The sequence below is a fragment of the Methylobacterium oryzae genome (genome assembly GCF_021398735.1).
GTDB lineage: Bacteria > Pseudomonadota > Alphaproteobacteria > Rhizobiales > Beijerinckiaceae > Methylobacterium.
On sequence record NZ_CP090349.1, the window covers coordinates 5,233,720 to 5,259,198 of the forward strand.

A 25,479-nucleotide genomic window follows, 5' to 3' on the forward strand; every position below is an offset into this window, starting at 1 on the left:
TAAGGCTCCCGTGAATCGCGCACGTCGAGGCCCGACGCGAACCGAGCGGAGTACACGTTCATCATGATGGCAGCCCTGCGGGTGGCGGTAGCCTGGGCGACGGTTCTCGCCTTCACGTGGTTCGGCAAGGACTGGCTCGGGGACCTGTCTCAGCCGCTGTTCGCGGGGGGCCTGTTCGCGTGGCTGCTCGCCGTGATCGTCTGGGCCGCCTTCGGCGTGGTGCACGAGGCCGAAGAACTGGCACACCGCCTCGGCGAGCCCCTCGGGACGCTGGTCCTGACGCTGGCGATCGTCATCATCGAGGTGGCGCTGATCTCCGCCGTGATGCTGTCGGCCAAGGACGCGCCGACCCTCGGTCGCGACACGATGTTCGCGGTGCTGATGATCGTGCTGAACGGCGTCGTCGGGCTGGGCCTCCTGGTCGGCGGCCTGCGCCACCACCAGCAGCGGTACAACCTCCAGGGTGCCTCGGCCTTCATGGCGGTGATCATCCCGCTCACCACGATCGCGCTGATCATCCCGAACTTCACCAGTTCCACCAGCGACGGGACCCTGACGACGCTTCAGGCGGTCACGTTCTCGGTGTTCACCCTCGCCCTCTACGGCGTGTTCCTGCTCATCCAGACCGGGCGCCACAGCGAGTTCTTCATCGACGCGGAGATCCCCGAGGCGACGGAGCCGCCGCACGGCGCGGATCCGGTCTCGGGCGGCAGCGTCGCCAAGCATGTCGGCCTGCTGCTCGCCAACGTCCTGCCGATCGTGATCCTGGCCAAGAGCCTCGCGGTGATCCTCGACCACGGCATCGCGGCGCTCGGCGCGCCGACGGCGCTGGGCGGCGTGCTGATCGCCGCCATCGTGTTCACGCCGGAGGGGATCTCGGCGCTCAAGGCGGTGGCCCGCAACGAGCTCCAGCGGGCGATCAACCTGTGCCTGGGGGCGGCCACCTCCACGGTCGGCCTCACCGTGCCGGCGATCCTGACCATCGGGCTGCTCACCGGCCAGACCGTGGTGCTCGGCCTCAAGCCGACCGAGATGACCCTGCTGGCCGTGACGCTGATCCTCAGCGCCCAGACCTTCTCGGGCTCGCGCACCACCGTGCTGGAGGGCGCGGTGCACCTCGTGCTGTTCTTCGTCTACCTCGTGCTGATCTTCAGCCCCTGATTCGGCTTCCGGCGGAACGCTTCGGTCGGCGCAACCCGCTCCGTCATCGCGAGCGCAGCGAAGCGACCCGGGGCGGCGCGACGTTGGAGAATGTGGCGCACTCTGGATTGCTTCGCTTCGCTCGCAACGACGACAGAGCCGAGATCCTCGACCGGAAAGCGCCAGGCCTCGTTCAGGCGCCGAAGCGCTCGGTGCGGATCAGGCCCGGCGCGACGCCCTGCGCCAGGATCAGGTCCGAGGCCGCGGCCACGAACCGGTTCGAGCCGCAGAGGAACACCTTCCCGGGCGCCCCGATCCGCGCCAGCGCGTCGGCGACGAGGTGCGCGTCGATCCGCTTGCCGCCGGGCTCGCGCGTGGTGGCGAGATGCAGGGAGAAGTTGGGATCCGTCTCGGCGAGCCGCTCCAGCTCGGCGACCGCGATCGCCTCCGCGCGGGTGCGGGCCGAGTAGATCAGCGCCGCCGGGATCGCCCGCCAGTGCTGCGCCCGCCGCCGCAGCATCGCCAGGAGCGGCACCACGCCGGACCCGCCGCCGCCCAGGAGCAGCGGCCCGCCGTCGGACCCGTCCCAGGAGAACGAGCCGCCGATCGGCCCGCGCAGCTCGACCCGGTCGCCGACCTCGGCGCAGTGCGAGAACCAGCCCGAGACCTCGCCGTCCGGCAGGGCCTCGATCATCAGCTCCAGGGTGCCGCTGCCGTCCTGCGCCGAGGCGATGGAATAGCTCCGCTGCGCTTGGTAGCCGTCCTCGGCGGTGAGCCGGACATCGACGTGCTGCCCGGCCCGGTAGGACTCGGCGAGGCCGCAGCGCAGCCGGACGCTCTTCACGTGCGGCGTCACCGGCGCGATCGCGGTGATCTCCGCCTCGTGCCAGCGGAAGACGATGGGCTCGAACGCCGGGTCAGTCACTGTGTCCGTCACCGCGTCAGTCACCACCTCAGGAACCGCCTCAGTCACCGATGTAGCGCTGCTCACGCCAGGGATCCCCGTACATGTGGTAGCCGCGCAATTCCCAGAAACCGGCCGTGTCGGTCTGAGTGAACCGCAGGCCCTTCACCCACTTGGCGCTCTTCCAGAAATAGAGGTGCGGCACGAACAGCCGCGCCGGGCCGCCGTGATCCGGATGGATCGGCTGACCCTCGTAGCGCGTCGCCACCAGGGCGCGACCGCCCACGAGGTCGGCCACCGGGACATTCGTGGTGTAGTCGTCGTGGGATTCCGCCAGGAGGTAGCCGGTCGGTGCCGTGATCCCGGCATCGGCCAGGATGTCGTCGAAGCTGACGCCCTCCCAGGTCGTGTCGAACTTCGACCACTTGGTGACGCAGTGGATGTCGCCGCGCCAGGTGGTGCGGGGCAGCGCCTCGAACTCCGCCCAGCTCCACGCCTTGATCGGCCGGGATCCCTCGCGCAGCGTGAACCGCCACGTCGCCATGTCGACGGTCGGGTTGGGGCCGATCTGGAGGATCGGGAAATCGTCGGTGAGATATTGACCCGGCGGCAGGCGCGCGCCGGTCTCGGGCGGCTGCCTGCGTCCGACGAAGCCCCGTGTCACCATGACGGTCGCCGCTCCTCTCGCTCGCCCTCCGGCTCGCCCCCGGGTTTGGTGCGGCGGAGCACCTCACGTCAAGCCGGCACGTGCGGCCGAACAAACGCCCCAAAGCTCGGGTGTGCTAGCAGCTCTGTGCCGATCGATCGGCACGAATCGCCTGCTTTCAGGGGGATGTCATGAAGTACCTTCTCGCGACGAGCCTTGTCGTCGGGAGCCTCGCCACGCTCGCGCCGGCCGCCCAGGCCCGCGACGGCATCGGCGCCGGCGGCGCGGCCGCCCTCGGCGTGCTCGGCGGCCTGGCCGTCGGCGGCGCCATCGCGTCGGCCAACAACGGCTACTACCCGGGCCGCCCGGTCTACCGCGCCCCGCCGCCGGTCTACGTCGAGGAGGATTACGGCCCGGTCTGCCACTTCGAGCGCCGCCGGACCTACGATGCCTACGGCGACGTCTACATCCGCCGCGTCCGCGTCTGCGAGTAGGCGGCTTCCGGAGTCGCCTCTGCGGCGGGCGCCGGTTTCAGGCGCTCGGCGCAGGCGATCCCGGCCAGCACCAGGGCCAGGGCGACCCCTTCCGTCGCGCCGAACGGCTCGCCGACCAGCAGGACGGCGAGGATCGCGCCGAAGATCGGCACGAGGTTGACGAACAGGCCGGCGCGGTTCGGGCCGATGATCTCGACGCCGCGCATGAAGAAGAGCTGCGCCAGCAGCGACGGCCCGAGGCCCACGAAGGCGACCATCAGCCAGCCCTCGCGGTTGGGCCAGACGGCGTGGCCCGTCGCCCACTCGACGGCGAGCGGCGGCAGCGAGGTGACGAAGGCCGCGACCGCCATCGCGGCGAAGAACACCAGGGCCGGCACCTTCGGGCGCGTCGGCAGGAAGATCGTGTAGCCCGCGTAAAGCAGGCAGGCGCCGAAGACGAGCACGTCGCCGCGGTTGAACGCGAGGGTCGTGAGCACCGACAGGTCGCCGTGCGTGGCGGCGAGGCCGGCGCCGACCAGGGTCAGCGCCACGCCCAGGACCTGCCCCGGCGTGACCGGCACCCGGTAGGCGAGCCGGTTCAGGACGATCACCAGCACGGGGATCGCCCCCTGGAACAGGGCGAGGTTGATCGCGCCGGTATGCACACCGGCCGCGTAGAACAGGCAGTTGAAGGCCGTGTAGCCGAGGCCGCCCATCAGCAGGATGCGCAGCCAGTGCGGCCGCAGGAGCGGCCACGCGGCGGCGAGCCGGCGCGCGGCGAAGGGCATGAGCACCAGGCAGGCGACCGCCCATCGGAGCGTCGTGATGACCTGGGGCGACACGTGACCGGGCGCCCAGCGGCTGGTGACGGCGTTGCCGGCCCAGAGCAGCGCCGTGACGGTCAAGAGCAGGTAGGCGGGCGCGGCCGGGGAAGCCCGGCGCGCGCGCCCGGTCGTCAACGGCGGCGGAACTGACCGCCGCGCACCGGCGGGCGGGGTCCGGACGAGCGCTCGTCCTTGTGGCGGAACACGAGGCGGCCCTTCTCAAGGTCGTAGGGCGACATCTCGACCGTCACCCGGTCGCCCGCCAGCGTCTTGATGCGGTTCTTCTTCATCTTGCCGGCCGTGTAGGCCACGATCTCGTGGCCCTGGTCGAGCTGCACGCGGTAGCGCGCATCCGGCAGGATCTCGATCACGAGACCATCGAACTGCATCAATTCTTCTTTCGCCATGCACCTTCTCCAGTCGGACCGTCCGGCAGCAGGCGTTCCGGCAATGCGTGTTCGGCTGTCATCGAGCTCGGGAAACGCCGCAGGGCGCGGATCCGATCCGGTGGACCGCCCGCGCCAGCTCAGCAGCACCGCCCGCATGTAGTCCCCGCGGGAACCGGCCGCAAGTCACGGACACCGAACACGTTCCGTCATCGACACGATTTGCCGGCTCTCAGGGCTCGGCGTCGTTGCCGGCATAGTCGAGGCGACCGTCCGGCGTCCGGCGCCAGATCCGCAGGGCGATCGGTGCTCCGGCGCGGTCGCCCCGCGCGTCGAAGGCCACCGATCCGAGCAGCGTCCGGGACGGCCCCGTCCGCACGGCCTCGGCCACCTTGTGGCCGTCCGCGATGCGGCCGGTCCTCGGGTCGGCGGCGCGGGTGCGCTCGGTCGCCTGCGCCAGGAGCTCCACGGCCGCGTAGGCGTTGGCCGCGACGCTCTCCGCCTCGGGCGAGCGCGGCACCGGGCGAGCGCCGCGGATCTCGGGCAGGCGCGGCGGATCGGGAACCAGGGTCATGACCGTCCCCTCCCCGTCCCCGTCGACCGCGGCGAAGGCGGGGTCGAGGATGCCGTCGCTCGCCACCAGCGTCGCGCCGAGGCCGGCCTCGCGCATGGCGCGGAGCAGGGTCGCGGCCTCGGGCGCGAGGCCGCCGAAATACACCGCGTCGGGGCGCGCCGCCTTCAGCCGCGCGACGAGGTCCGCGAGGTCGCGGGTGCCCCGGGGGAAGCCGTCGAACAGCACCTCCGGCGTGCCGGCCTCCTTCAGCCGCGCCGCCACCGCGTCGGCGAGGCCGCGGCCGAAGGTCGAGCGGTCGCTGAGGATCCCGACCCGGCGTCCCGCGAAGGCCTTCGCCAGGTAGGCCCCGGCCGCCCGACCCTGCTGGGCGTCGCTCGGTCCGAGGCGGAACAGGTTCCACAGACCCCGGCCGGTCAGCGGCCCGTAGGACGCCCCCGGCGCGACCATGACTGCGCCCGCCTCCTCGTAGACGGGCGCCGCGGCCGCGACCGCCCCGGATTCAAGCGGTCCGACGACGAGGCGCACCCCGTCGGCGGCGAACTTCTTCGCGACGGCGACGGCCTGCCGGGCCTCGCCGCCGTCGTCGGCCGGGACGAGGACCCAGCGCGAGCGGCCGCCCGCGGCGCGGTTGAGATCGGCCACCGCCTGCTCGGCGCCCTGCCGGAGCCCCTGGCCGAAGGCGGAATCCGGACCGGTCAGCGGCGCCGACAGGCCGATCCGCACCGGTGCCTGCGCGACGGCCGGGGCGGCCGCGAGGAGAAGGGCGAGGAACGGGAGGAGGCGACGGATCATGGCGGCACTCTAGGACCGTCTCCGCCCCGACCGGAAGGGCGCCGCTCCCGGATCGCCCGGACTATCGTCGGGCGCAGCGTCGCGCAGATCGTTGAGCGGATCGGGACGCTGATGCGCGCGGAAGCGCTGGCGGGCGAGCGCGATGTGCGGAATAAGGGCGTCGGCCCGGCCCGTCGCCGGGCGTGCCGGCGCCCCTCCGCGCGTCGCCGGCCGAGACCCTCTGGGACGATTGACGATCATGACCTCGCTGTTCGCCGGCATCCAGGACGCGCCGCTCGACCCGATCATGCGCCTGTTCGAGGCCTTCAACGCCGACCCGAGCCCCAAGAAGCTCAACCTCGTGGTCGGCGTGTACACGGACGCGGACGGCAAGGTGCCGCGCCTGCGCGCCGTGCAGACCGCCGAGAAGCGCTGGATCGAGAAGGGCCTGCCGAAGACCTACCGGCCGATCGAGGGCACCAAGCCGTTCCGCGACGCGGTCCAGGAACTCCTGTTCGGCAAGGGCGCGCCGATCCTGTCCCAGAACCGGGCCGCGACGCTCCAGAGCATCGGCGGCACCGGCGCGCTGAAGACCGGCGCCGACCTGCTCGCCAAGCTCTACCCGAACGCCACCGTGGCGGTGAGCAACCCGAGCTGGGAGAACCACAAGGCGCTGTTCAGCCAGGCCGGCTTCACCGTGGTCGACTATCCCTACTTCTCGGCCGAGACCGGCGGCGCCGACTACCCGGCCATGAAGGCCTATCTCCAGGATCTGCCGAAGGGCTCGATCGTGGTGCTGCACGCCTGCTGCCACAACCCGACCGGCGCCGATCTCGGCCTCGACGAGTGGCGGGACCTCGTGCCCCTGATGGCCGAGCGCGGCCTGATCCCGTTCCTCGACATCGCCTACCAGGGCTTCGGCAACGGCCTCGACGCCGACGCCGAGCCGGTGCGCCTGTTCGCCGAGTCGGGCCAGGAATTCCTGGTCGCCTCCTCGTTCTCGAAGTCGTTCTCGCTCTACGGCGAGCGCGTCGGCGCGCTCACCATCGTGGCCGAGAACCCGGCCGCGAAGGCCAAGGTCGAGGCCTTCGCCAAGCGGCTGGTGCGGGCGAGCTACTCGAACCCGCACACCCACGGCGCGGCGATCGTCGAGATCGTGCTCACCGACCCGGAGCTGCGCGCCGACTGGGAGCGGGAACTCGGCGAGATGCGCGACCGGATCCGCGCCATGCGCGAGCGGATGGCCGACAGCCTGCAGCAGCGTCACCCGGAGCGCGGCTTCGACGCCATCAAGGCGCAGAAGGGCATGTTCTCCTACACGGGCCTGAGCCCCGCCGAGGCCACCCGCCTGCGCGAGGACCACGAGGTCTACGCCCTGGAGACGGGCCGGATCTGCGTCGCCGCCGTCAACACCCACAACATCGACCACGTCATCGACGCGATCGACGCGGTGGTGAAGGGCTGAACCGGGTGTCGGCCACCAAGCGCGTCTGCCGATTCAACGTCTGGATCAATCCGGTCTTCGACGCGCGCCTGGGGGCCGAGCCCGACATCGACCTGCAGGTCGGCGACCTGCAGGGACCGGAGGACGCGCTCGCGGCGCTGCTGGCGCGGGCCCACGTCCTCCACGTATCGCCGGCGCGGGACGAGCTGCCGCGCCGCTGGCACGTGACCGACGCGCTGCTCGCCGAATGCCCGAATCTGATCGCGGTCTCGTCGGCCGGGGCGGGCTTCGACACGGTGGACGCCGCCGCCTGCACCCGGGCCGGCGTCGCGGTGGTGAACCAAGTGGGCGGCAATGCCCGCTCGGTGGCGGAACTGGCGATCGGCCTGATGCTCGCCGTCTCGCGCAAGATCTGCGTCTCCGACCGCCTGCTCCGGACCGCGCGCGGCTTCACCCGCGAATCGCTGATGGGCCACGAGATCGGCGGCGCGACCCTGGGCCTCATCGGGATCGGTCATACCGGCCGGGAGGTCGCCAAGCTGGCCCGCGGCTTCGACATGCGGGTCCTCGCCCACGATCCCCTCCTCCCGGACGCGGAGATCCGGGCCCGCGGCGCGGAGCCGGTGGACCGGGCGCGGCTGCTCGCCGAGTCCGACATCGTGTCCCTTCACTGCCCCCTCGACGACACCACCCGGGGCAGCTTCGACGCCGCGTCCTTCGCGGCGATGAAGCCGGGGGCGCTGTTCATCACCACCGCCCGGGGCCGGGTCCACGACGAGGCGGCGCTCGCCGCCGCGCTCACCGCCGGCCATCTCGCCGGCGCGGGCCTCGATGTCTGGTCGCCGGAACCGCCGTGCCTCGACGCGGCCCTGCTGCAGCTCGACACCGTGGTGGCGACCTACCACACCGCCGGCGTCACCCACGAGGCGCGGCGCAACGTGGCCGCCTGGGGGGCCGAGCAGATCGTCGGCCTGCTCCGGGGCGAGACGCCGCCGCGGCTCGTCAATCCCGAGGTCTGGCCCACGGTCCTCGAGCGCCGGGCGCGGCTGCTCGGCGGCGCCTGAGCGGGAACAGGTCCCGCTCCGCCCTTTCTGGGCGGCGCGCGAACCGGTCACGATCGCTCGGACGACGCGAGAGGCGTCGTCTGTGCAGATGCCCCGCGACCCGGCGTGTTGAGAGCCCGTGCGCCGGAGCGACCCTCCCCTTCCCTCACCGCTCGAACCGGCGACGACGGCGTCTTCGCGCGCTTCGTGCGGGCGCACCGTCGATCCCGATCAGATTGTAGTTATTCAAAATCTAGTCTGGAGGCTCCGCCGGCGATCAAGCTTGACCGTGAATGTTTCCGCACCGTATCTGGCGCCACTCGAAACAGAATGGTCGACATCGTGGTACGGCGTAACTGTGCAAGGTCTTGCACGCGGTCTTCGCGCGCCGTTTCCGGGCGCGCAGCCAGAATCTCCCTCTTCCTCGCTCCGGTATTGCTCCCGTCTCCAGGCTGGGCTCAACTTGCCATTGACAGTTCCCAGGAAGTCCAGCTGGAGGAGCTGTCGGTGGCGGGGACCGGCGACGGGACGTCCCGCGTCGACGGTTACCGGGCCACGCGGGCAGTGAGCGCCACGCGGACCGACACGCCCGTCCGCGAGGTGCCGCAGACCATCGTGGCGGTGCCGCAGGAGGTGCTGGAGGACGCGGCGGCGACGCGGATCGACAGCGCCCTCGACCTCGCGGGCGTCGGCCGCGGCAACAATTTCGGCGGTCTCGGCCTGACCGAGTTCACGATCCGCGGCGTGGCGACCGGCGAGTATTACCGCAACGGGTTCCCGATCAACCGCGGCTACCCCAACAGCCCCGACATCGTCTCCATCGAGCGCATCGAGGTCCTCAAGGGCCCCTCGGCCTTCCTGTACGGTCGCGGCGATCCCGGCGGCACCTTCAACATTGTGACCAAGCAGCCGCTGGCGGCGCGCTCCCTCACGGTCGGCACGCAGTACGGCAGCTTCGGCGCCAAGCGGAGCACCTTCGACGCCACCGGCGCCCTCGATGAGAGCGGGCAGGTGCTGGCCCGCGTCACCGGCGCTGTCGAGGACAACGGCAGCTTCCGGGACTTCGTCACCAGCGACCGCTACGCCCTCGCCCCGGTCATCGCCTGGAAGCCGACGACGGACACGACCGTCACCCTGGAGGGCGACTTCGTCAGCACGGCGCAGACCTTCGACCGCGGCATCGTCCCGCTGGGGGGCAACGTGCGCGCCCTGCCGCGCAGCCGCTTCATCGGCGAGCCGGGCCTGCCGCCGGCCCATGTCGACAACGCCCTCGGCCAGCTGCGCGTCGAGCACCGGTTCGACCAGGACTGGGTGCTGAACGTCGGTGCCCAGGTTCTCGGCGGGAACCTGTCGGGCTACGGGGTCGGCGCCATCGGCCTGCTGCCGGATGGCCGGACCCAGCGGCGGACCCTGGAATGGCGGGACCTGACGTGGTCCGACCTCGACCTGCAGGCGAATCTCGCGGGCAAGTTCGAGACCGGCCCGTTCCGCCACACGCTCCTGCTCGGGCTGGAATACGACAGCTACCGCTACCGGGAGGTGTTCAACCGCTCGAACGTGGCGACGAACCCGTTCCTCCTCGACCTGCTGGCGCCGCGCTACGGCCAGCCGCTGCCGCCGATCACCGCGCAGGTCACGAACTTCCTGCAGAAGACCGAGAGCTACGCCGGCTACGTGCAGGACCAGATCGACCTCACGCCCCGCCTCCACGCCCTCCTGGGTGTCCGGGTCGAGGACCTCGGGCTGGTCTCGACGAACAACCTCACGAAGAGCACCACCAGCCTCCAGGGTCTGGTTGCGACGCCGCGCTTCGGCCTGCTCTACGACCTGACCGACACGGTCGCGCTCTACGGCAACTACGCGCGCTCGTTCCGGCCCAATATCGGCACGGATCGCAGCGGCCGGCCCTTCGCGTTCGAGGAGGGTGAGGGCTACGAGGCCGGCGCGAAGGTCAGCCTGCTCGACGGGCGCCTCGACGCCACCGCCGCCCTGTTCGAGATCCGGCGCTCCAACGTCCTGAGCACCGATCCGGTCGACCCGAACTTCAGCGTGGCCACCGGCACGGTGCGCAGCCGCGGCTTCGACCTGACCGCCGCCGGCTACCTGGCCCCGGGCTGGCGCGTGATCGGGACCTACACGCGCGTCGACGCGGCCGTCGCCCGCGACAACACCCTGCCGGTCGGCACGCGCATCGCCAACGTGCCCGCCAACAGCCTCGCGTTCCAGACCGTCTACGAGTTCCAGAGCGGCGACCTGAAGGGGCTCGGCCTGGGCGGCGGCCTCGACTTCGTCGGCCGGCGCGCCGCGGGGACGGCGCTCGCGACCTTCAACCTGCCGCAATACACGCTGGTCAACCTGATCTCGTACTACCAGATCGCGCCGGGCGTGCGGATCTACCTCAACGTCGACAACGTGTTCGACGCGACGTTCTACGACCGCGCGTTCCAGAACCGCTACGCGACGCCGGGGCAGCCCCGCACGATCATCGGCGGCGTCGCCGCCCGGTTCTGAGGCCCCGGCGCTACGCCGCTGCCGCCCGCATCCAGCCGAGCCCTGCCTCGGTGCCGGCCGCGGGATGGTACTCGCAGCCGACGAAGCCGGAATAGCCGACCTCCTCCAGGGCGGCGAAGATCGGGTCGAAGGCGATCGTGCCGGTCCCCGGCTCGTGCCGCCCGGGATCGTCGGCGATCTGGACATGGGCGATGAGCGGCGCGTGCGCGCGGATCAGCGCCGCCGGGTCATGGCCGAGGCACACGCAGTGATAGGCGTCGAACAGCAGCTTGACGTTGTCGCGGCCGATCGCCCGGATCGCCTCGACCGCCAGCAGCGGGTCGTCGATCGCGTAGTCGGTGATCGAACCGGGACCGATCGGCTCGACGATCACCGTCATGCCGCGCGCGCCGGCGGCGTCGGCTGCGAAGGCGAGGTTGTCGAGATAGGTGTCCCAGAGCCGCGCCCGCTCGACTCCCGCGGGCCGGACGCCCGCCATCGGGTGGACCATCCGGCAGCCGAGCTGCGCGACGTAGTCCAGGGTCGGCTCGATCGTGGAGCGGAAGTAATCGATCCGGTCGGGCAGCGCCGCGAAGCCCTTCTCGCCCTTGGCGGCGTCCCCCGCCGGGAAGCCGGTCTGGACCAGCGGCACGCCCGCCCGCTCCAGCCAGCCCGCGACCTCCCGGGCCGGCGTCGCGAACAGGTTGGGATGCTCGACCGCGCGGAACCCGGCACGGGCCGCGGCCGCGAAGCGCTCGGCCAGCGGCAGCTCCGTGAACAGGAAGCCGCAATGGCCGCTGAGACGATCCTTGTAGGCACCGAGCTTCATGGGTCAGGCGCTCCCGCCGGTCTCGATCATCGCCCGCATCCGGTCCACCGCCGCGTGGGGCGCGGTCAGAACCGGGACGTCGACGGCCTTCCGCACGGCCTCGGCCGCGCGCGAGGTGGAGAAATGCGCGAGCATGATCGCGTCGCAGTCGCGCAGGTCCGGCGCCCGCTCGGCGATCAGCCGGTTGTGGGTCTCGGCGTCGCCGGCGCGCAGCCGCGCCATCGCGTCGTCCACCAGGACCGTCCGCAGACTCGCCGGGCGCCCGGACTCGGCGACGAACTCCTCGAACTCGTCCGTCATCGTGCCGACCGAGGGCCCGAAGGTCGCCAGCATGCCGATGCGCGCGCCCTGCGCGATCGCCGCGCGGAACATCGCCTCGTTGGGCTTGAGCACCGGGACCGGTACGGTCTCGATCAGCCGGTCGATGGCCGGACCGAAGGCCGAGCAGGTGATCAGGATGCCGTCGGCGCCCATGTCGTGGCCGTAGCGGCCGAACCGCACGAAGCGCTCGATCATCGTCTCCGAGATCGCGCCCGGCTCCCTCGCCCGATCGAGGGACAGGCCGTCGTCGAGCAGGTTGACGGTCTCGGCCTCCGGCCAGCGCTCGGCGAAGGCGGCCTGGATCGGCGCCATGGCGACCGGCGTCGCGTGCAGGAGGACGATGCGGGGAGCCATGCTGTGTTCCGGAGAGTCTACGGAGCCGGACGGGGCCGGTCCGCATGTTGTAAGCGATTTCAACTGGGTGGCAAGATAGCGCAGGTCAGGCGTCGGCACGCCGCGGCGGAGCCGTGCTGGCGCGCAGGATCAGCTCGGCGTCGATCTCGGTGAGACGGACCATCGGCCGCCCCTGGATCCGGGCGATCAGGTGGTCGCCGGCGGCGTGGCCGATCTCGGCGGAGTGGATGCGGATCGTCGTCAGCGCCGGGTCGAGGAAGGGCGCGAAGTCGGAATCGTTGTGGCCGATCACCGACAGGTCGCCGGGAATGGAGAGCCCCCTTGCCCGCGCCTCGATCATCGCCCCGAAGGCGATCTGGTCGGTGCCGCAGATGATCGCGGTCGGGGGCGGGCCGCCGGCCAGCATCTGGCGGAACCCGTCGCGGCCGCCGCCGATCCCGTAGGAGATCTCGATGTCGTGCTCCGGGGCGAGCCGCAGGCCGCGGGCCGCGAGCGCCGCCGCGATGCCCGTCACCCGGGCGCCGCCGCGGTCGTTGTCCTTGCGCAGGCCCGAGATCACCCCGATCCGGCGATGGCCGAGATCCATCAGGTAGTTGGCCGCCCGGGCCGCCGAGGCAGCGTTGTCGAAGCCCACGCAGGGGCGCTCGCGGGACAGACTGAAGGTCTGCACCATCGGGATGCCGGCGCGGGCGATCCGGGCGTGGAGGTCCGGGTGGTGGATGTCGCCGACCAGCATCAGTCCGTCGACGCCGCGCTCCAGCAGGAAGGTCGCCTCGCGGAGCTCGTCCTCCAGGTCGTAGCCGGCATTGGCCGCCACCAGGGTGTAGCCCGCCTGCCGCAGCCGGTCCTGGAAGCTCGACAGGACGCGCACGAAGGCCTCGTTCTCGATGTTCGGCACGACGGCGCCGACGGCCATGAAGCGGCGCGTCGAGAGCGCCCGGGCCGCCCCGTTGGCGACGAAGCCGAGATCCTGCGCGGCCCGCATCACCGCCGCGCGCTTGTCGGCCCGGACGCCGGCGGAGCCGTTCAGCACCCGGGACACCGTCGCAGTCGAGACGCCGGCGCGGCGGGCGACGTCCCGGGCAACCGGGCTGCGCGTCGGCGGCTCGAGGATCTCCTCCGGCAGGTCCAGCACTGAGATCGATCCTCCTCCCGAACGGCCCCGCGGGGCAGCGCGTCGGCCCCGGATACGCGACGCGGCGATGCCCGGCCAGCAGAAGCGGGCCGAACCGGCAGTATATTGACACCCCACCCGACCGCTGGCTATCTGAAAGCGCTTTCAAGAGGCTGCTCGATCGGGCGGCCCACAGGAGGATCCGATGGCGACGCTCGACCGGCCGGCCTCCGGACTGGGAGCCCCAGAGCGCGCCGCGCCGACCGTCGGCGGCGCGGACGCCGCGGCGCCGGGCATCGCGGCCCCGCAGGCCATCATCACCAGCCTGAAGCGCAGCGACGCGGTCACGCCCTACCGGTTCCGCGACCTGCTGGCCCTCGACGATTTCGAGCGGCACGCCCGCAAGCTCCTGCCGCCGATGATCTTCCAGTACGTGGCCGGCGGGGTCGAGACCGGCTCGGCCCTGGCGCAGAGCCGCGGCGCCTACGCCGACTACGCCCTGGTCCCCCGCCTGATGCGGGACACCTCGGCGCGGGACACCGCCACCACGCTGTTCGGCCAGACCTACGCGGCGCCGTTCGGGATCGGGCCGCTGGGCGGGGCCGCCTTCATCGCCTACCGGGGCGACCTCGTGCTCGCCGAGGCGGCCCGGCGGATGAACCTGCCGATGTGCCTGAGCGCGTCCTCGCTGATCAGGCTGGAGGACGTCCACGCCCAGAACCCGCAGGCCTGGTTCCAGGGCTACCTGCCGGGCGACCAGAACCGGATCGACCGCCTCCTCGACCGGGTCGAAGCCACCGGCTACCGGACCTTCGTGGTGACCGCCGACACGCCGACCCTCGGCAACCGCGAGCACAACATTCGCAGCGGCTTCTCCATGCCGATCAAGGTCACGCCGAAGGTGGCGTGGCAGAGCGCCACCCACCCGCGCTGGCTGCTCGGAACCGTCGCCCGGACCTTCCTCAAGCACGGGGCCCCGCACTTCGAGAACACCGAGGCCGAGCGCGGGCCGCCGATGATGTCCCAGGGCGCGGTGCGCAACACCATCGCCCGCGACCAGCTCTCGTGGAAGAACCTGGAGGCGATCCGCAAGCGGTGGTCCGGCAACCTGCTGGTGAAGGGCCTGCTGGCGCCCGAGGACGTCGACATCGCGCGGGAGTGCGGCGCCGACGGCGTGATCCTGTCGACCCACGGCGGCCGCCAGCTCGACTACGCCGTCGCCCCCCTCGACGTGCTGCCGGAGATCGCCGCCCGGAAGGGCGGGCTGAAGATCATCGTCGACAGCGGCATCCGCCGGGGCACCGACGTGATGAAGGCGCTGGCGCTGGGCGCCGACTTCGTCCTGCTCGGCCGGCCCTTCATGTTCGCCGCGGCGCTCGGGGGCGCCGCGGGGGTCGAGCACGCGATGCGGATCCTCAAGGAGGAACTCAACCGCGACATGGCGCTGATCGGGGTGAATCGCCTGTCCGAACTCAATCCCGACTTCCTGCGCCGCACCCCGCGGCGGGCCTGAGCCGATGGCGGGAGGATCGACCGTGATCGGCTTCCCGGACACGCGCGGCGCGCCGGCGAGCGGCAGCGGGACAGCCGCCCGGGGCGCCGGGGCCGCCGCGCCCGGGCGCCCGGCATCCCTGCACCGTCGATCCCGCCGGCTGTCCCCGCAGCCCCGTCCCCGATCCGGATGCTCCGCATGACCGACCCCGCCCCCCGCGGCCTCGCCTTCGTGGGCTGCTTCACCACCGAGCGGCGCCGGGCGCGCGGCCGGGGCATCGACATCTACCGGACCGGTCGCGACCTCGGCGACTGGACGCATCTCGGCCGGGTCGAGAACCTGACGAACCCGTCCTTCCTGGTGACCGACCCGGCGCGCGCGATCCTCTACACGGTCCAGGGCGACGGCGAGGCAGCGAGCGCCTTCGCGCTGGAGCCCGACGGCACCCTGCGTGGCCTCGGCAGCGCCGCCACCGGCGGCACCAACAGCGTGCACCAGGCCCTCGACCCCGGGGGTCGGTTCCTGATCGTGGCCAACTACGCCAGCGGATCGGTCGCCCTCATGCCGGTGCGCGCCGATGGCGGCCTGGAGCCCGCGTGCCAAGTGCTGCCGCTCCCGGGCGAGCCGGGCCCGCACCGAACCGAGCAGGCCTGCGCCCACCCGCACCACGTGGTCCTGTCACCCGACGGTCGCCACGTCATCGTCCCCGACAAGGGCCTCGACCGCGTCTTCGTCCTGAAGCTCGCGGGTGAGCGGCTCGCCATCGTCTCGGAAACCGCCATGCGTCCCGGCGCCGGCCCGCGCCACATCGCGTTCCACCCGCATGAGCCGCTCGCCTTCCTGGTCAACGAGCTCGACTCGAGCGTCGCCACCTGCCGGTGGGACGCGGACGCCGGAGCGCTGACGCCCCTGCACCTCGTCTCGACCCTGCCGCCGGACTTCTTCGGCGCGAGCACCGCCGCGGCCATCGCGGTCACGCCCGACGGACGATTCGTCTACGCGTCGAACCGCGGACAGGACGGGATCGCGCGGTTCCGGGCGGACCCGGCCGGGCGCCTCGAACCCGCGGGCTGGACGTCCTCCGGCGGCCGCGACCCGCGCTTCATGGTCCTGGCACCGGACGGAGGCCACCTGCTCGTCGCCAACGAGCAGGGCGACTGCCTCGTCGCCTTCGCCATCGATCCCGAGAGCGGAGACCTCACTCGGACCGGTTCGCGCCCGAGCCTCAGTCCCTGCACGATCGCGTTCCTGTAGGAGGCGCCGACGCGTTCAGGCCCGCGCCGCGCGCGGGCCCGACCATGCCCCTCGAAGGGGCAAGAGAGGCGGAACCGGCGGCGGTCGAGCCGTGACCTCTGACCGCCGGGCCGCACCAAGCAAACAAGAAAAGAAAATCATAAATATTCTGGAGGATGCCCATGTTCGCCAAGCGTTACAGGTTCCTGATCGCGTTCCTGCTGTTCATCGCCGGTATCATCAACTACATGGACCGAGCCGCGCTCGGCGTCGCCGCGCCCTTCGTCAAGCAGGACCTGAACCTGTCGCCCTCGGAGCTGGGGGTGATCTTCAGCACGTTCTTCTTCGGCTACGCGCTGTTCGCCTTCGTGGGCGGGCAGCTCGCCGACCGCTACGGGCCGCGCAGCGTCTACAGCTGGGCGGCGGCCTCCTGGTCGGTCCTGTGCATGCTCACAGGGGCGGTGACCGGCTTCGCCCAGATGTTCATCGTCCGCGCCCTGTTCGGCTTCGCCGAGGGGCCGATGAACTCCACCACGAACCGCACCATCACCACGTGGTTCCCCCGCGAGGAGACCGCTCGGACCATCGGCTTCACCTTCTCGGGCCAGACGGTGGGCAGCGCCATCGCGGCGCCGGTCGTCGGCCTGCTGGCGATCCAGTACGGCTGGCGCGTGGCGTTCGTGGCCATCGGCGCCGTCGGCCTGCTGTGGGTCGTGGCGTGGCGGATGCTGATGACCGACCGGCCGCAGGACAACCCGCGGGTCCATCCGGAGGAGATCGCCCTCGTGGAGCGCAGCCGGGCGGTCACGCACCTCGCGCCCTCCGACCATGCCCGCTCGCTGAAGGAGTACCTGTTCCTGCCGAGCACCCTGTCGCTCGGGCTCGGCATGTTCGCGGTGAATTACACCCTCTACATCTTCCTCTCGTGGCTCCCGAGCTATCTCACCGACGCGCTGCACATGCCGGTGAAGGAGATGGCGCTCGTGGCGTCGATCCCCTGGGCCTGCGGCTTCGTCGGCTATGTCGGCGGGGGCGTGGTGGCGGACTTCGTCTACACGCGCATGGGCGACAAGCTCGCCGCGCGGAAGATCACCACGATCGTGCCGCTCGCCATCGCGGGGGTGGCCCTGATCATGGTCAACGCCGCGACCAGCACCGCCATGGCGGTCTCGCTGATCGCGCTCGCCGTGCTGATGCTGACCAGCTCGGTGCAATCCTGCTGGGCGACGATCCACGAGCTGGTGCCCGAGGCCCGGGTCGGCGGCGTCAGCGGCTTCATCCACCTCCTGAGCAACATCTCGGGCATCATCGGGCCGACTGCCACGGGACTGGCCGTGCAGTATCTCGGGGGCTACGCCAGCGCCTTCGTGATCGCCGCCCTGATCGCGGCGGCCGGCGTCGTCGCGATGGCGATCTTCGTGCGGCGGCCGCGCAACCCGGCGGAAGCCGGCCCCCTCACCGCGGCCAAGGCCGTCTGACCGAGGCTGTCCGATCAAGTCCGCCGGAATCTGGAGCAGCGTCCCATGAGCCCCGAGACCGTCCCGCCCAAACCCGTCCTCCTGACCGGAGCCTCCGGCGCCCTCGGGCGCGTCCTGACCCGCGCGCTCGGCGCGCAGGGCTGGACGCTCCGGCTCACGGACCGCGTCCCCTTCCCCGACCCGTTGCCGGAGGGGGCGCGGTTCCAGGTCGCCGACCTGGAGGACGGGCCGGCGATCCTCCGGCTGGCAGAGGGCTGCGGCACGATCCTCCATTTCGGGGGGATCTCGGTGGAGCACCCGTTCGAGACCGTGATCGGCCCGAACATTCGCGGCCTCTACCACGCCTACGAGGCGGCCCGGCGCGAGGGCGCCCGGATGATCTTCGCCTCGTCGAACCACGCGATCGGCTTCCACCCGCGGTCCGAGGTGCTGGACGACGATTGCGGCCTCGCGCCCGACGGCTATTACGGCCTGTCCAAGGCCTACGGCGAGCTGATGGGCGGCCTCTACCGCGACAAGCACGGGGTCGAGAGCGTCTTCCTGCGGATCGGCTCGTGCTTCCCGGAGCCGACCGACGCGCGGATGCTGGCCACGTGGCTGTCCTACGCCGACCTGACCCGGCTGATCACCCGCGCCACCCTGGCCCCGGACCTCGGCCCGACGGGCTCGGTGGTGATCTGGGGCGCCTCGAACAACAGCCGCATGACCTGGTGGCGGAAGGACGGGCGCGCCGTCATCGGCTGGACGCCGCAGGACAGCGCCGATTCCCACGCGGCGGCGCTGGAGGGGAAGACCAGCGGCAACCCGGTGGTGGAGCGCTACCAGGGCGGCGGCTTCACGGCGATCGACTATTCCCGCGCCGCGCCGCCGCGGTGACGGACCGCTTCTTCGGCGCGCGGCCGCCCGACCGCTCCTCCCGAGACGAGAGACTGGACACACGATGCCGAACGAGCGACCCGAGACACGCCTCAAATGCGCCCTGGTGGTGCGCGGCGCCTTCGACGCCCACGTCGTCCCGGCCTTCGAGGCCGCGGGGGGCCGGACGGCGATCCACTGGGCGCCGACCACGGTCATCATGAAGACCCTCGCCGAGGGCGAGACCGCCGACGCGGTGCTCGTCCTGTCGGATGCCATGGATCGGCTCGTCGCCGAGGACCGCGTCGAGCCCGAGAGCCGGGTCGACGTGGTGCGCTCGCGCTACGGCATCGCCGTCAAGGCCGGGGCTCCGCATCCGGACATCGCGACCGTCGAGGCGCTGAAGCGCACCCTGGTGGAGGCGCGGTCGGTGGCCTACTCGCGGACCGGCGCCAGCGGGATCTACTTCGCCGGCCTGCTGCCGCGGCTCGGCCTTGCCGACGCGGTGAACGCCCGGGCGACGATCATCCCGCAGGGCTTCACGGCCGAGAAGCTGGTCTCCGGGGAGGCCGACATCGCCGTCCAGCAGATCAGCGAGCTGATGGTCGTGCCCGGCATCGAGGTGGTCGGCCCCCTCCCCGACCCGGTGCAGGAGATGACGACCTTCGCGGCGGCGATCCTGCGCGGCGCGACGGACCGGGACGGCGCGGCCCGATTCCTCGCCGGGCTGACGACGCCGCAGGCGGCCGAGGCCTATCGGACCAGCGGGCTGGAGCCGGCCTACTGACGGCGGCCGACGCCCCCGACCGCGCGCATTCCGGCCCCGCTCTGCGCCGCTTAAGTTGAAGCGGCGGGGTGGGACCGGGGTTCGCGACCGCAAAAAAGTCCTTATGCTCGTGCTGTCCGGACGCCCAATCCCGTCCGACCGGATCGCTCCATTCATGCTGAAGACAGCCTTCGTTGCCGCCCGCGACCGCCAGCGGCTGTCGGAGATCGCGACGATCCTCATCGGCTTCGGCGTCACCCGCGTCGTGGACCGGCTCGGCCTGCGCTACCTGCCGCTCCTGCCGCGCCGGCAGCCCCGGGTCGACGTCACGCGCCTGTCCGAGCCGGAGCGGCTGCGCCGGGCGATCGAGGCGCTCGGGCCGACCTTCATCAAGTTCGGGCAGGTGCTGGCGAGCCGGCCGGACCTCCTGTCGCCGGCCTGGACCGAGGAGCTGCAGAAGCTCCACAGCCAGGTCGTGCCGGTGACGTGGGAGCAGATCGGCCCGCAGCTCGAGCTCGATCTCGGCGCCTCGCCCATGGAGGTGTTCGCCGAGTTCGACACCAACCCGATCGCCTCGGCGTCGATCGCACAGGTCTACCGGGCGCGACTGCACTCGGGCGAGGACGTCATCGTCAAGGTGCTGCGGCCGAATCTGCGCAAGATCATCGAGGCGGATCTGCGCCTCATGGCGCACGGTGCCCGCATCGTCGAGAACGAGTGGCCCGACATGGCCCGCTACCAGCCGCGGGAGCAGATGCGCCACCTCGCGGAGGGTCTCAACGGCGAGCTCGACCTGCTCAACGAGGCGCGCAACTGCGAGCTGCTGGCCCAGATCTTCGAGGACCGCGACGACATCGTCTTCCCGAAGATCCACTGGGAGTACTGCTCCGAGCGGGTGCTGGTGCAGGACTTCATCCACGGCATCCCGCCCAACGACGAGGCGGCCCTCCGCGCGGCGGGTATCGACAAGAAGCTGCTCGCCCAGAAGGGAACCGACGCGTTCCTGCAGATGGCGCTGATCGAGGGCGTGTTCCACGCCGACCCGCATCCCGGCAACATGCTGGCCCTGCCCGGCAACAAGATCGGCTTCATCGATTTCGGGATCATCGGGCGGCTGTCGCAGCGGCGGCGCTCGCAGCTGCTCGTGCTGATTGGCGCCATGCTCAAGCAGGACGCCGACGGCCTCATGGCCGTGCTCCTCGACTGGACCGGCACCAGCAACCCGGACCTCACCCGCCTCCAGGTCTCGGCCCAGTCCTTCGTGGAGAGCCACTCGTCGATCCCGCTGAACCTCGGGCTGGTGCTGACCGACTTCATGAACATGGCCCGCGAGAACGACCTCGCGATGCCGACCGACCTGGCCATCCTGTTCAAGGGGCTGGTCACCGCCGACGGCGTCATGCGCCACCTCGACCCGAATTTCGACCTGTTCGCCGCCGCGGGCCCCACGGTCCGGGCGAGCATGCAGACGCAGTTCTCGCTCTCCGCCCTCAAGCAGAAGGCCGAGGCCCTGGGCGTCGGCCTCTACGGCGCCGCCTCGGAGCTGCCGACCCTGATCCACCTGATGCTGGTGCGGCTGAAGCAGGGCCGCGTCACTGTCGAGATCGAGGTGAAGGGCCTCGACAAGGTCACCCGCGGCATCGAGCGCGCGGCCGCGCGGGTCGCCGTGGCCCTGGTGGTGGCGGCCTTCGCCACGCAGCTCGCACCCCGCCTCATCGATCTCGGCACGCCCGTCTTCGTCTCGATCGGATTGATAATTTTTATCCTCGGGATCGGCTGGCTCGTGCTGCTGATGCGAAACAAGTAACCGTCTTCGCACCCGCACAGGGCTCCAACATAAGTTTTCACCCGCAGGCGAATACCGAGCTGATTTGATAATCCTGCGCGCCATGCTAGCGTGAGACATCCAACGATTCGCTCGGCTGCGGGCGGGGAACCGGCACCAGAAGCGGTCTGAACCGCCGGTGCGGCCCTGCCATCGACATCCGTTGCCGCGCCGCGCGGTCGGGGAGCTCCGACGGCGCGCCGCGCACGGGCGCCCCGTCGGGATGACGAGGGGGGCGGGCGATGGAAGTGGACATCGTACGGCCGCGGATCGACGGGGCGGAGCGCCGCGTCGAGACGCTCGAGGCGGAGAACATCCGCCTGCGCAGCCTGCTCAGCCAGGCGACCGCCCAGGCCGACTGGGAGCGGCAGCGGAGCCGGCGGCTCGGCCGAATCATCGAGACGGCGAGCCGCGTCGAGGCCGGTCGCATGGCGGCCGAGCGGGTCGAGGCGCCCCGCGGGCCGTCGCCCCGCGAACCGGCCGGACTCGGGCTCGAGGCGAGGCCGCGCCCCTCCGGCCGCGCGCGCGCGATCGGCCTGCCGCAGGCCCCGAACGATTACCTGGAACTGCTGGACCGCGACGGGCGCCTGATCACCGCCAGCGAGGACGGTCCGGCCCTGTCCGCCGCCGGGGACGAGGCGGACGCCATCGGCCGGCCCTGGATCGACGCCTGGACGCGCCCCGAGGACCGGGAGGCGGTGGCCGAGGCGCTCGATCGGGCCCGGATCGGCCGCCCGAGCCGGTTCCAGGCCCAGTCGGAATCCGGCGGCGCGCTCCGCTGGTGGGACGTGGCCGTCACGCCGATCGGCGCGGCGCCGGACCGGCCCGAGCGGATCCTGGCGGTGTCGCGCGACATCACCGACCAGAAGCTGTCCGAGGCGCGCCAGACGCTGTTGATGCAGGAACTCGCCCACCGGATGAAGAACACCATGGCCATGGTTCAGGCCGTCGCGACGCAGACCATGCGCAACGCGCCGTCGCTGGAGGCAGCCGGCGAGGCCCTGGCCGCGCGGCTCCTGGCGCTCGCGAAGGCGCACGACGTGCTGCTCCAGGGCTCCTTCACCCGGGCCTCCCTGAGTGGCCTGGTCGAGGGCGCCGTGTCGCTCCACGGGGACGGCGTCGCGGGCCGGTTCCGCATCGCCGGTCCCGAGCTGACGCTCGGACCGCGCCACGGCATGACCCTGGCGCTGATGCTGCACGAGCTCGGAACCAACGCGGCCAAGTACGGCGCGCTGTCGGTGGCCGCCGGCTGGGTCTGCATCACGTGGAACGTGGCCGAGGCAGAGGGCGGCCAGACCCTCCGGTTCCGCTGGGAGGAGAGCGGCGGACCGCCGGTCACGCCACCGACCCGCACGGGGTTCGGCACACGGCTCATCGCCCGCAGCCTCGCCCACAGCTTCGGCGGGACCGCCCGCATGAGCTACCCGCGCGAGGGGGCGGTGCTGACCTTCGAGGCGCCCCTCGACGCGGTGATGGTCGCCTGATCCCGACGCGGCCGCGCGGCCCTAGGCGCTCAGCCGGGTCTCCGCCTGCAGGTCCCGCAGGGCCGCGACGGTCCGGTCGCGCAGGGTCCTCAGGTCGACCAGCGAACGGGTCAGATCGTCGCCCGACAGGGCCGATTCCTCGAGGCCGCGGCAGGCCCGGGACAGCTCGGCGCAGCCCAGCATGCCGGACATCGAGACCAGTGTGTGCGCCTCGCGGCCGTAATCGTCGTTCGCGCGATCCGGTCCCTCGAAGGCGGTGGTCAGGCTGACGACGAACCGATCGAGGATGCGGACGAGCTTTTCCGTGCCGATCACGGCCGTCAGTTCCTCGAGCGCGTCCCGGTTCACCAGGGAGTGCGACACCGTCGGTCTCCAAGTACGGATCCGCGACAGCGATCCGAGAGAGGCGCGCAACCGAGGCGCCGCCCAACGGCCCAGTTTGCAGCGAAGTGTTTACACCGCGTTGCGTCAGCTTTTCAACGAAGCGTGACCGTTCCCCAGGCTCCGCAGGGTTGACCCGGGTGCATGGATCGGCCGTCGCGACTGGCCGAAGCTTCGCGATGGTCGTTGCGAATCAGTTCGGGCTCTCCTAGCCTCGTGCTCCTGTCGCGCTCGTACCAGGGAGGGAGCTGCATGATCGCTGTGTTTGCCACCCTCCGAGCAGGATTCGTCGGCGCCCCCGCGCGGGTCGGCTAGCCTCTTCCCGCTCTCGCCCGGCCCTGCCGCCCGGCGCCTCTGAACCCGATCCTGCCTGATCTCGCCGGCGCGCATCGTTCGCGATGGGACGCGGCGTCACCCGGAGCCGACGCTCGCCCGCGTCGGGCACTCGCATGTCTCTGTCGTCTCCCCGGAAGGCGGACGCGGTCCGTCGCGTCCTGGCCTTCGTCGTCCGCAGCTGGCGCAGGCGCTGGCCCCTCGTCGCCGGTCTCACCGGCGCGATCACGCTCGCCACCCTGGCGGAGGTGCTGCTGCCGCTCTTCGCGGGCCGCTTGGTCGACGCGCTCTCCGGGAGCGACCGACGCGCGGCGCTGGACGCGGCCTGGCCGGCCTTCCTGGCGATGACCGGGCTCGGCCTCGCCACCGCGCTGCTGCGGCACGTCGCCTGGAGCCTCGTGGTGCCGCTCTCCCTGCGCACCATGAGCGACATCGTCGGCAACGGCTTCGCCCGGGTCCAGCGCTTCTCGACGGAGTGGCACGCCAACACCTTCTCGGGCTCGACCGTCCGGAAGATCTCCCGCGGCATGTGGGCGATCGACGGGCTCAACGACACGCTGCTGCTGTCGCTCCTGCCCGCGCTCGTCGTCCTCGTGGGCACGGCCCTGGTCCTCGGCCTGCACTGGCCGGCCCTCGGCGCGACGGTCGCGATCGGCGCGGGCGCCTATGTCGGCGCGACCGCGCTGCTCGCGACCCGCGTCATCGCGCCCGCGGCCGCGCTCTCGAACGCCCTCGACACCCGCCTCGGCGGCGCGCTGAGCGACGCGATCGGCAACAACGCCGTCGTCAAGGCCTTCGGCGCGGAGGCGCGGGAGGAGGCGCGGCTCGGCCGGCTGCTGGCGAAGTGGCAGCGGCGGACCCGGCGCACGTGGATGATCGTCACCTGGGGCGGCACCGGCCAGCTCGGGCTGCTGCTCGTCCTGCGCACCGCCATCGTCGCCATCGCCCTGTGGCTGTGGTGGCGGGAGCGGGCGAGCCCGGGCGACGTCGCCTACGTCCTGACCGCGACCTTCGTGGTGCACGGCTACCTCCGCGACATCGGCGGCCACATCAACCACCTGCAGCGGGCCATCAACGAGATGGAGGAGCTGGTCGCCCTGGAGGCCGAACCCGTCGGCGTCGCCGACCGGCCCGGCGCGGTCCCGCTCGCGGTCACGGGCGGGGCGATCCGGTTCGAGACCGTGCGCTTCCACTACGGCGACCACACGCGGCCCCTCTACGACGGGCTGACCGTGACGATTCCGGCCGGCCAGCGCGTCGGGCTGGTCGGGCGCTCGGGCTCCGGCAAGACGACCTTCGTCAAGCTGATCCAGCGGCTCTACGACGTGTCGGGCGGGCGCGTGACGATCGACGGGCAGGACGTGGCGTCGGCGAGCCAGGCGAGCCTGCGCGCGCAGGTCGCCATCGTGCCCCAGGAGCCGGTGCTGTTCCACCGCTCCCTGGCCGAGAACATCGCCTACGCCCGGCCCGGCGCCTCGGCGCAGGAGATCGAGCGGGCGGCGCGCCTCGCCAACGCGCACGACTTCATCGCGCGGCTGCCGAAGGGCTACGCGACGCTGGTGGGCGAGCGCGGGGTCAAGCTGTCGGGCGGCGAGCGCCAGCGGGTGGCGCTCGCCCGCGCCTTCCTGGCGGACGCGCCGATCCTGATCCTCGACGAGGCGACCTCGAGCCTGGATTCCGAGTCGGAAGCTCTGGTGCAGGAGGCCATGGCGCGGCTGATGCGCGGGCGAACCGCCATCGTCATCGCCCACCGCCTGTCCACGGTGCGGGCCCTCGACCGGATCCTCGTCTTCGACCGCGGTCGCATCGTCGAGGACGGGCCTCACGCCGCCCTGCTGCGCCGCCCGAACGGGGCGTACCGCGCCCTGTTCGAGCGGCAAGCCGACCTCGCGGAGAGCGCGTGAGGATCCTGTTCGTCTGCGGCCGGGCGCGTGCCCGCAGCCCGACCGCGGAACAGATCTTCGCGCGGCTGCCCGGCATCGAGACCGCCAGCGCGGGGGTGTCACCCGACGCCGACGAGCCGGTGGACGCCGATCATCTCGCCTGGGCGGAGATCGTCGTCGTCATGGAGCGCGCGCACCGGCGCAAGCTGATGCGCCGCTTCGGGGCCGCCCTGCGCGGGACCCGCCTCGTCTGCCTCGACATCCCCGACGTGCACGACTTCATGGCGCCGGCGCTGGTGGCGCTGCTCGACGCGCGCGCCGGCCGCTTCCTGCCGCGCTGAGACCCGCCGCGCCGACACCCGCCACGCCCGGCGGCGCATTGCCGTTCTTTAATCTTCCGGTCATGCGACCAAATGGCGGCCGATCTATTATCTGA

At 71.7% G+C, this 25,479-nt stretch carries 23 protein-coding genes; 14 read left to right on the plus strand and 9 right to left on the minus strand.

Translation table 11 applies throughout. From position 1 onward, the window contains the following. Positions 1-63 precede the first annotated feature (63 nt). Positions 64-1,161: a calcium:proton antiporter gene (locus tag LXM90_RS25010; RefSeq protein ID WP_042671759.1), complete on the plus strand. Its 1,098-nt coding sequence runs from the start codon at positions 64-66 to the stop codon at positions 1,159-1,161. Between the two features lie 172 nt (positions 1,162-1,333). Here LXM90_RS25010 and LXM90_RS25015 read toward each other — a convergent pair whose 3' ends face one another. Together LXM90_RS25015 and LXM90_RS25020 are read right to left on the minus strand one after the other, a co-directional pair. Further along, positions 1,334-2,077, minus strand: a complete 744-nt coding sequence (locus LXM90_RS25015; protein WP_234081186.1) for an FAD-binding oxidoreductase — start codon at positions 2,075-2,077, stop codon at positions 1,334-1,336. Positions 2,078-2,105: 28 nt separating this feature from the next. Continuing rightward, positions 2,106-2,711: a sulfite oxidase-like oxidoreductase gene (locus LXM90_RS25020; RefSeq protein WP_020093023.1), complete on the minus strand. Its 606-nt coding sequence runs from the start codon at positions 2,709-2,711 to the stop codon at positions 2,106-2,108. Between the two features lie 170 nt (positions 2,712-2,881). On the opposite strand from LXM90_RS25020, the gene LXM90_RS25025 reads away from it, so the two are divergent. Continuing rightward, entirely contained in the window at positions 2,882-3,184 is a 303-nt protein-coding gene (locus tag LXM90_RS25025; protein ID WP_012320341.1) for a hypothetical protein, read from the plus strand. Here the strand turns inward: LXM90_RS25025 and LXM90_RS25030 are convergent. From LXM90_RS25030 to LXM90_RS25040, 3 genes are all read right to left on the minus strand, one after another. After that, positions 3,154-4,122, minus strand: a complete 969-nt coding sequence (locus LXM90_RS25030; protein WP_020093022.1) for a DMT family transporter — start codon at positions 4,120-4,122, stop codon at positions 3,154-3,156. The genes LXM90_RS25025 and LXM90_RS25030 overlap by 31 nt on opposite strands. Then, positions 4,119-4,394, minus strand: coding sequence for a translation initiation factor IF-1 (gene infA / locus LXM90_RS25035; RefSeq protein ID WP_012320343.1), 276 nt, complete (start codon positions 4,392-4,394; stop codon positions 4,119-4,121). Before infA ends, LXM90_RS25030 begins: the two co-directional genes overlap by 4 nt. A gap of 211 nt (positions 4,395-4,605) precedes the next feature. Continuing rightward, complete coding sequence (locus LXM90_RS25040; RefSeq protein ID WP_020093020.1) at positions 4,606-5,739, minus strand: branched-chain amino acid ABC transporter substrate-binding protein; 1,134 nt, start codon at positions 5,737-5,739, stop codon at positions 4,606-4,608. Positions 5,740-5,977: 238 nt separating this feature from the next. On the opposite strand from LXM90_RS25040, the gene LXM90_RS25045 reads away from it, so the two are divergent. The 3 genes from LXM90_RS25045 (at position 5,978) to LXM90_RS25055 (ending at position 10,716) form a co-directional block, all read left to right on the plus strand. Next, positions 5,978-7,183 carry an amino acid aminotransferase gene (locus tag LXM90_RS25045; protein WP_020093019.1) on the plus strand — a complete coding sequence of 402 codons (1,206 nt, stop codon included), beginning with the start codon at positions 5,978-5,980 and terminating at the stop codon, positions 7,181-7,183. Positions 7,184-7,188: 5 nt separating this feature from the next. After that, a complete protein-coding gene (locus LXM90_RS25050; RefSeq protein ID WP_234081188.1) occupies positions 7,189-8,226 on the plus strand; it encodes an NAD(P)-dependent oxidoreductase in 1,038 nt (345 codons plus the stop codon). A gap of 486 nt (positions 8,227-8,712) precedes the next feature. Next, on the plus strand, positions 8,713-10,716 hold the full coding sequence (locus tag LXM90_RS25055; protein WP_103985223.1) for a TonB-dependent siderophore receptor: 2,004 nt from the start codon (positions 8,713-8,715) through the stop codon (positions 10,714-10,716). Positions 10,717-10,726: 10 nt separating this feature from the next. Here the strand turns inward: LXM90_RS25055 and LXM90_RS25060 are convergent, their stop codons facing one another. The 3 genes from LXM90_RS25060 to LXM90_RS25070 all read right to left on the minus strand — a co-directional run bounded on the left by LXM90_RS25060 (position 10,727) and on the right by LXM90_RS25070 (position 13,334). Beyond that, positions 10,727-11,524 (minus strand): hydroxypyruvate isomerase family protein, encoded by a 798-nt coding sequence (locus tag LXM90_RS25060; protein WP_020093016.1) that lies wholly within the window; start codon positions 11,522-11,524, stop codon positions 10,727-10,729. 3 nt (positions 11,525-11,527) lie between these two features. Then, positions 11,528-12,199, minus strand: coding sequence for an aspartate/glutamate racemase family protein (locus LXM90_RS25065; protein ID WP_020093015.1), 672 nt, complete (start codon positions 12,197-12,199; stop codon positions 11,528-11,530). A gap of 85 nt (positions 12,200-12,284) precedes the next feature. Continuing rightward, complete coding sequence (locus tag LXM90_RS25070; protein ID WP_020093014.1) at positions 12,285-13,334, minus strand: LacI family DNA-binding transcriptional regulator; 1,050 nt, start codon at positions 13,332-13,334, stop codon at positions 12,285-12,287. 184 nt (positions 13,335-13,518) lie between these two features. On the opposite strand from LXM90_RS25070, the gene LXM90_RS25075 reads away from it, so the two are divergent. The 7 genes from LXM90_RS25075 to LXM90_RS25105 all read left to right on the plus strand — a co-directional run bounded on the left by LXM90_RS25075 (position 13,519) and on the right by LXM90_RS25105 (position 22,446). Next, on the plus strand, positions 13,519-14,826 hold the full coding sequence (locus tag LXM90_RS25075; protein ID WP_020093013.1) for an alpha-hydroxy acid oxidase: 1,308 nt from the start codon (positions 13,519-13,521) through the stop codon (positions 14,824-14,826). Between the two features lie 177 nt (positions 14,827-15,003). Further along, the gene (locus LXM90_RS25080; RefSeq protein WP_234081191.1) at positions 15,004-16,059 is read left to right on the plus strand and encodes a lactonase family protein; all 1,056 of its coding nucleotides are present in this window, start codon (positions 15,004-15,006) and stop codon (positions 16,057-16,059) included. A 161-nt stretch (positions 16,060-16,220) separates the two neighbouring features. Next, complete coding sequence (locus LXM90_RS25085; protein WP_020093011.1) at positions 16,221-17,516, plus strand: MFS transporter; 1,296 nt, start codon at positions 16,221-16,223, stop codon at positions 17,514-17,516. 45 nt (positions 17,517-17,561) lie between these two features. Continuing rightward, positions 17,562-18,392: an NAD-dependent epimerase/dehydratase family protein gene (locus LXM90_RS25090; RefSeq protein WP_020093010.1), complete on the plus strand. Its 831-nt coding sequence runs from the start codon at positions 17,562-17,564 to the stop codon at positions 18,390-18,392. 64 nt (positions 18,393-18,456) lie between these two features. After that, complete coding sequence (locus LXM90_RS25095) at positions 18,457-19,158, plus strand: molybdate ABC transporter substrate-binding protein (protein ID WP_020093009.1); 702 nt, start codon at positions 18,457-18,459, stop codon at positions 19,156-19,158. 154 nt (positions 19,159-19,312) lie between these two features. Further along, the gene (locus LXM90_RS25100; protein ID WP_020093008.1) at positions 19,313-20,944 is read left to right on the plus strand and encodes an ABC1 kinase family protein; all 1,632 of its coding nucleotides are present in this window, start codon (positions 19,313-19,315) and stop codon (positions 20,942-20,944) included. Between the two features lie 260 nt (positions 20,945-21,204). Beyond that, positions 21,205-22,446: a sensor histidine kinase gene (locus LXM90_RS25105; RefSeq protein WP_020093007.1), complete on the plus strand. Its 1,242-nt coding sequence runs from the start codon at positions 21,205-21,207 to the stop codon at positions 22,444-22,446. 21 nt (positions 22,447-22,467) lie between these two features. Here LXM90_RS25105 and LXM90_RS25110 read toward each other — a convergent pair whose 3' ends face one another. Then, positions 22,468-22,809 (minus strand): Hpt domain-containing protein, encoded by a 342-nt coding sequence (locus LXM90_RS25110; RefSeq protein WP_020093006.1) that lies wholly within the window; start codon positions 22,807-22,809, stop codon positions 22,468-22,470. Between the two features lie 467 nt (positions 22,810-23,276). On the opposite strand from LXM90_RS25110, the gene LXM90_RS25115 reads away from it, so the two are divergent. Next, a complete protein-coding gene (locus LXM90_RS25115) occupies positions 23,277-25,064 on the plus strand; it encodes an ABC transporter ATP-binding protein (protein WP_020093005.1) in 1,788 nt (595 codons plus the stop codon). Next, a complete protein-coding gene (locus LXM90_RS25120; RefSeq protein WP_020093004.1) occupies positions 25,061-25,384 on the plus strand; it encodes a low molecular weight protein tyrosine phosphatase family protein in 324 nt (107 codons plus the stop codon). Before LXM90_RS25115 ends, LXM90_RS25120 begins: the two co-directional genes overlap by 4 nt. Positions 25,385-25,479 lie beyond the last annotated feature (95 nt).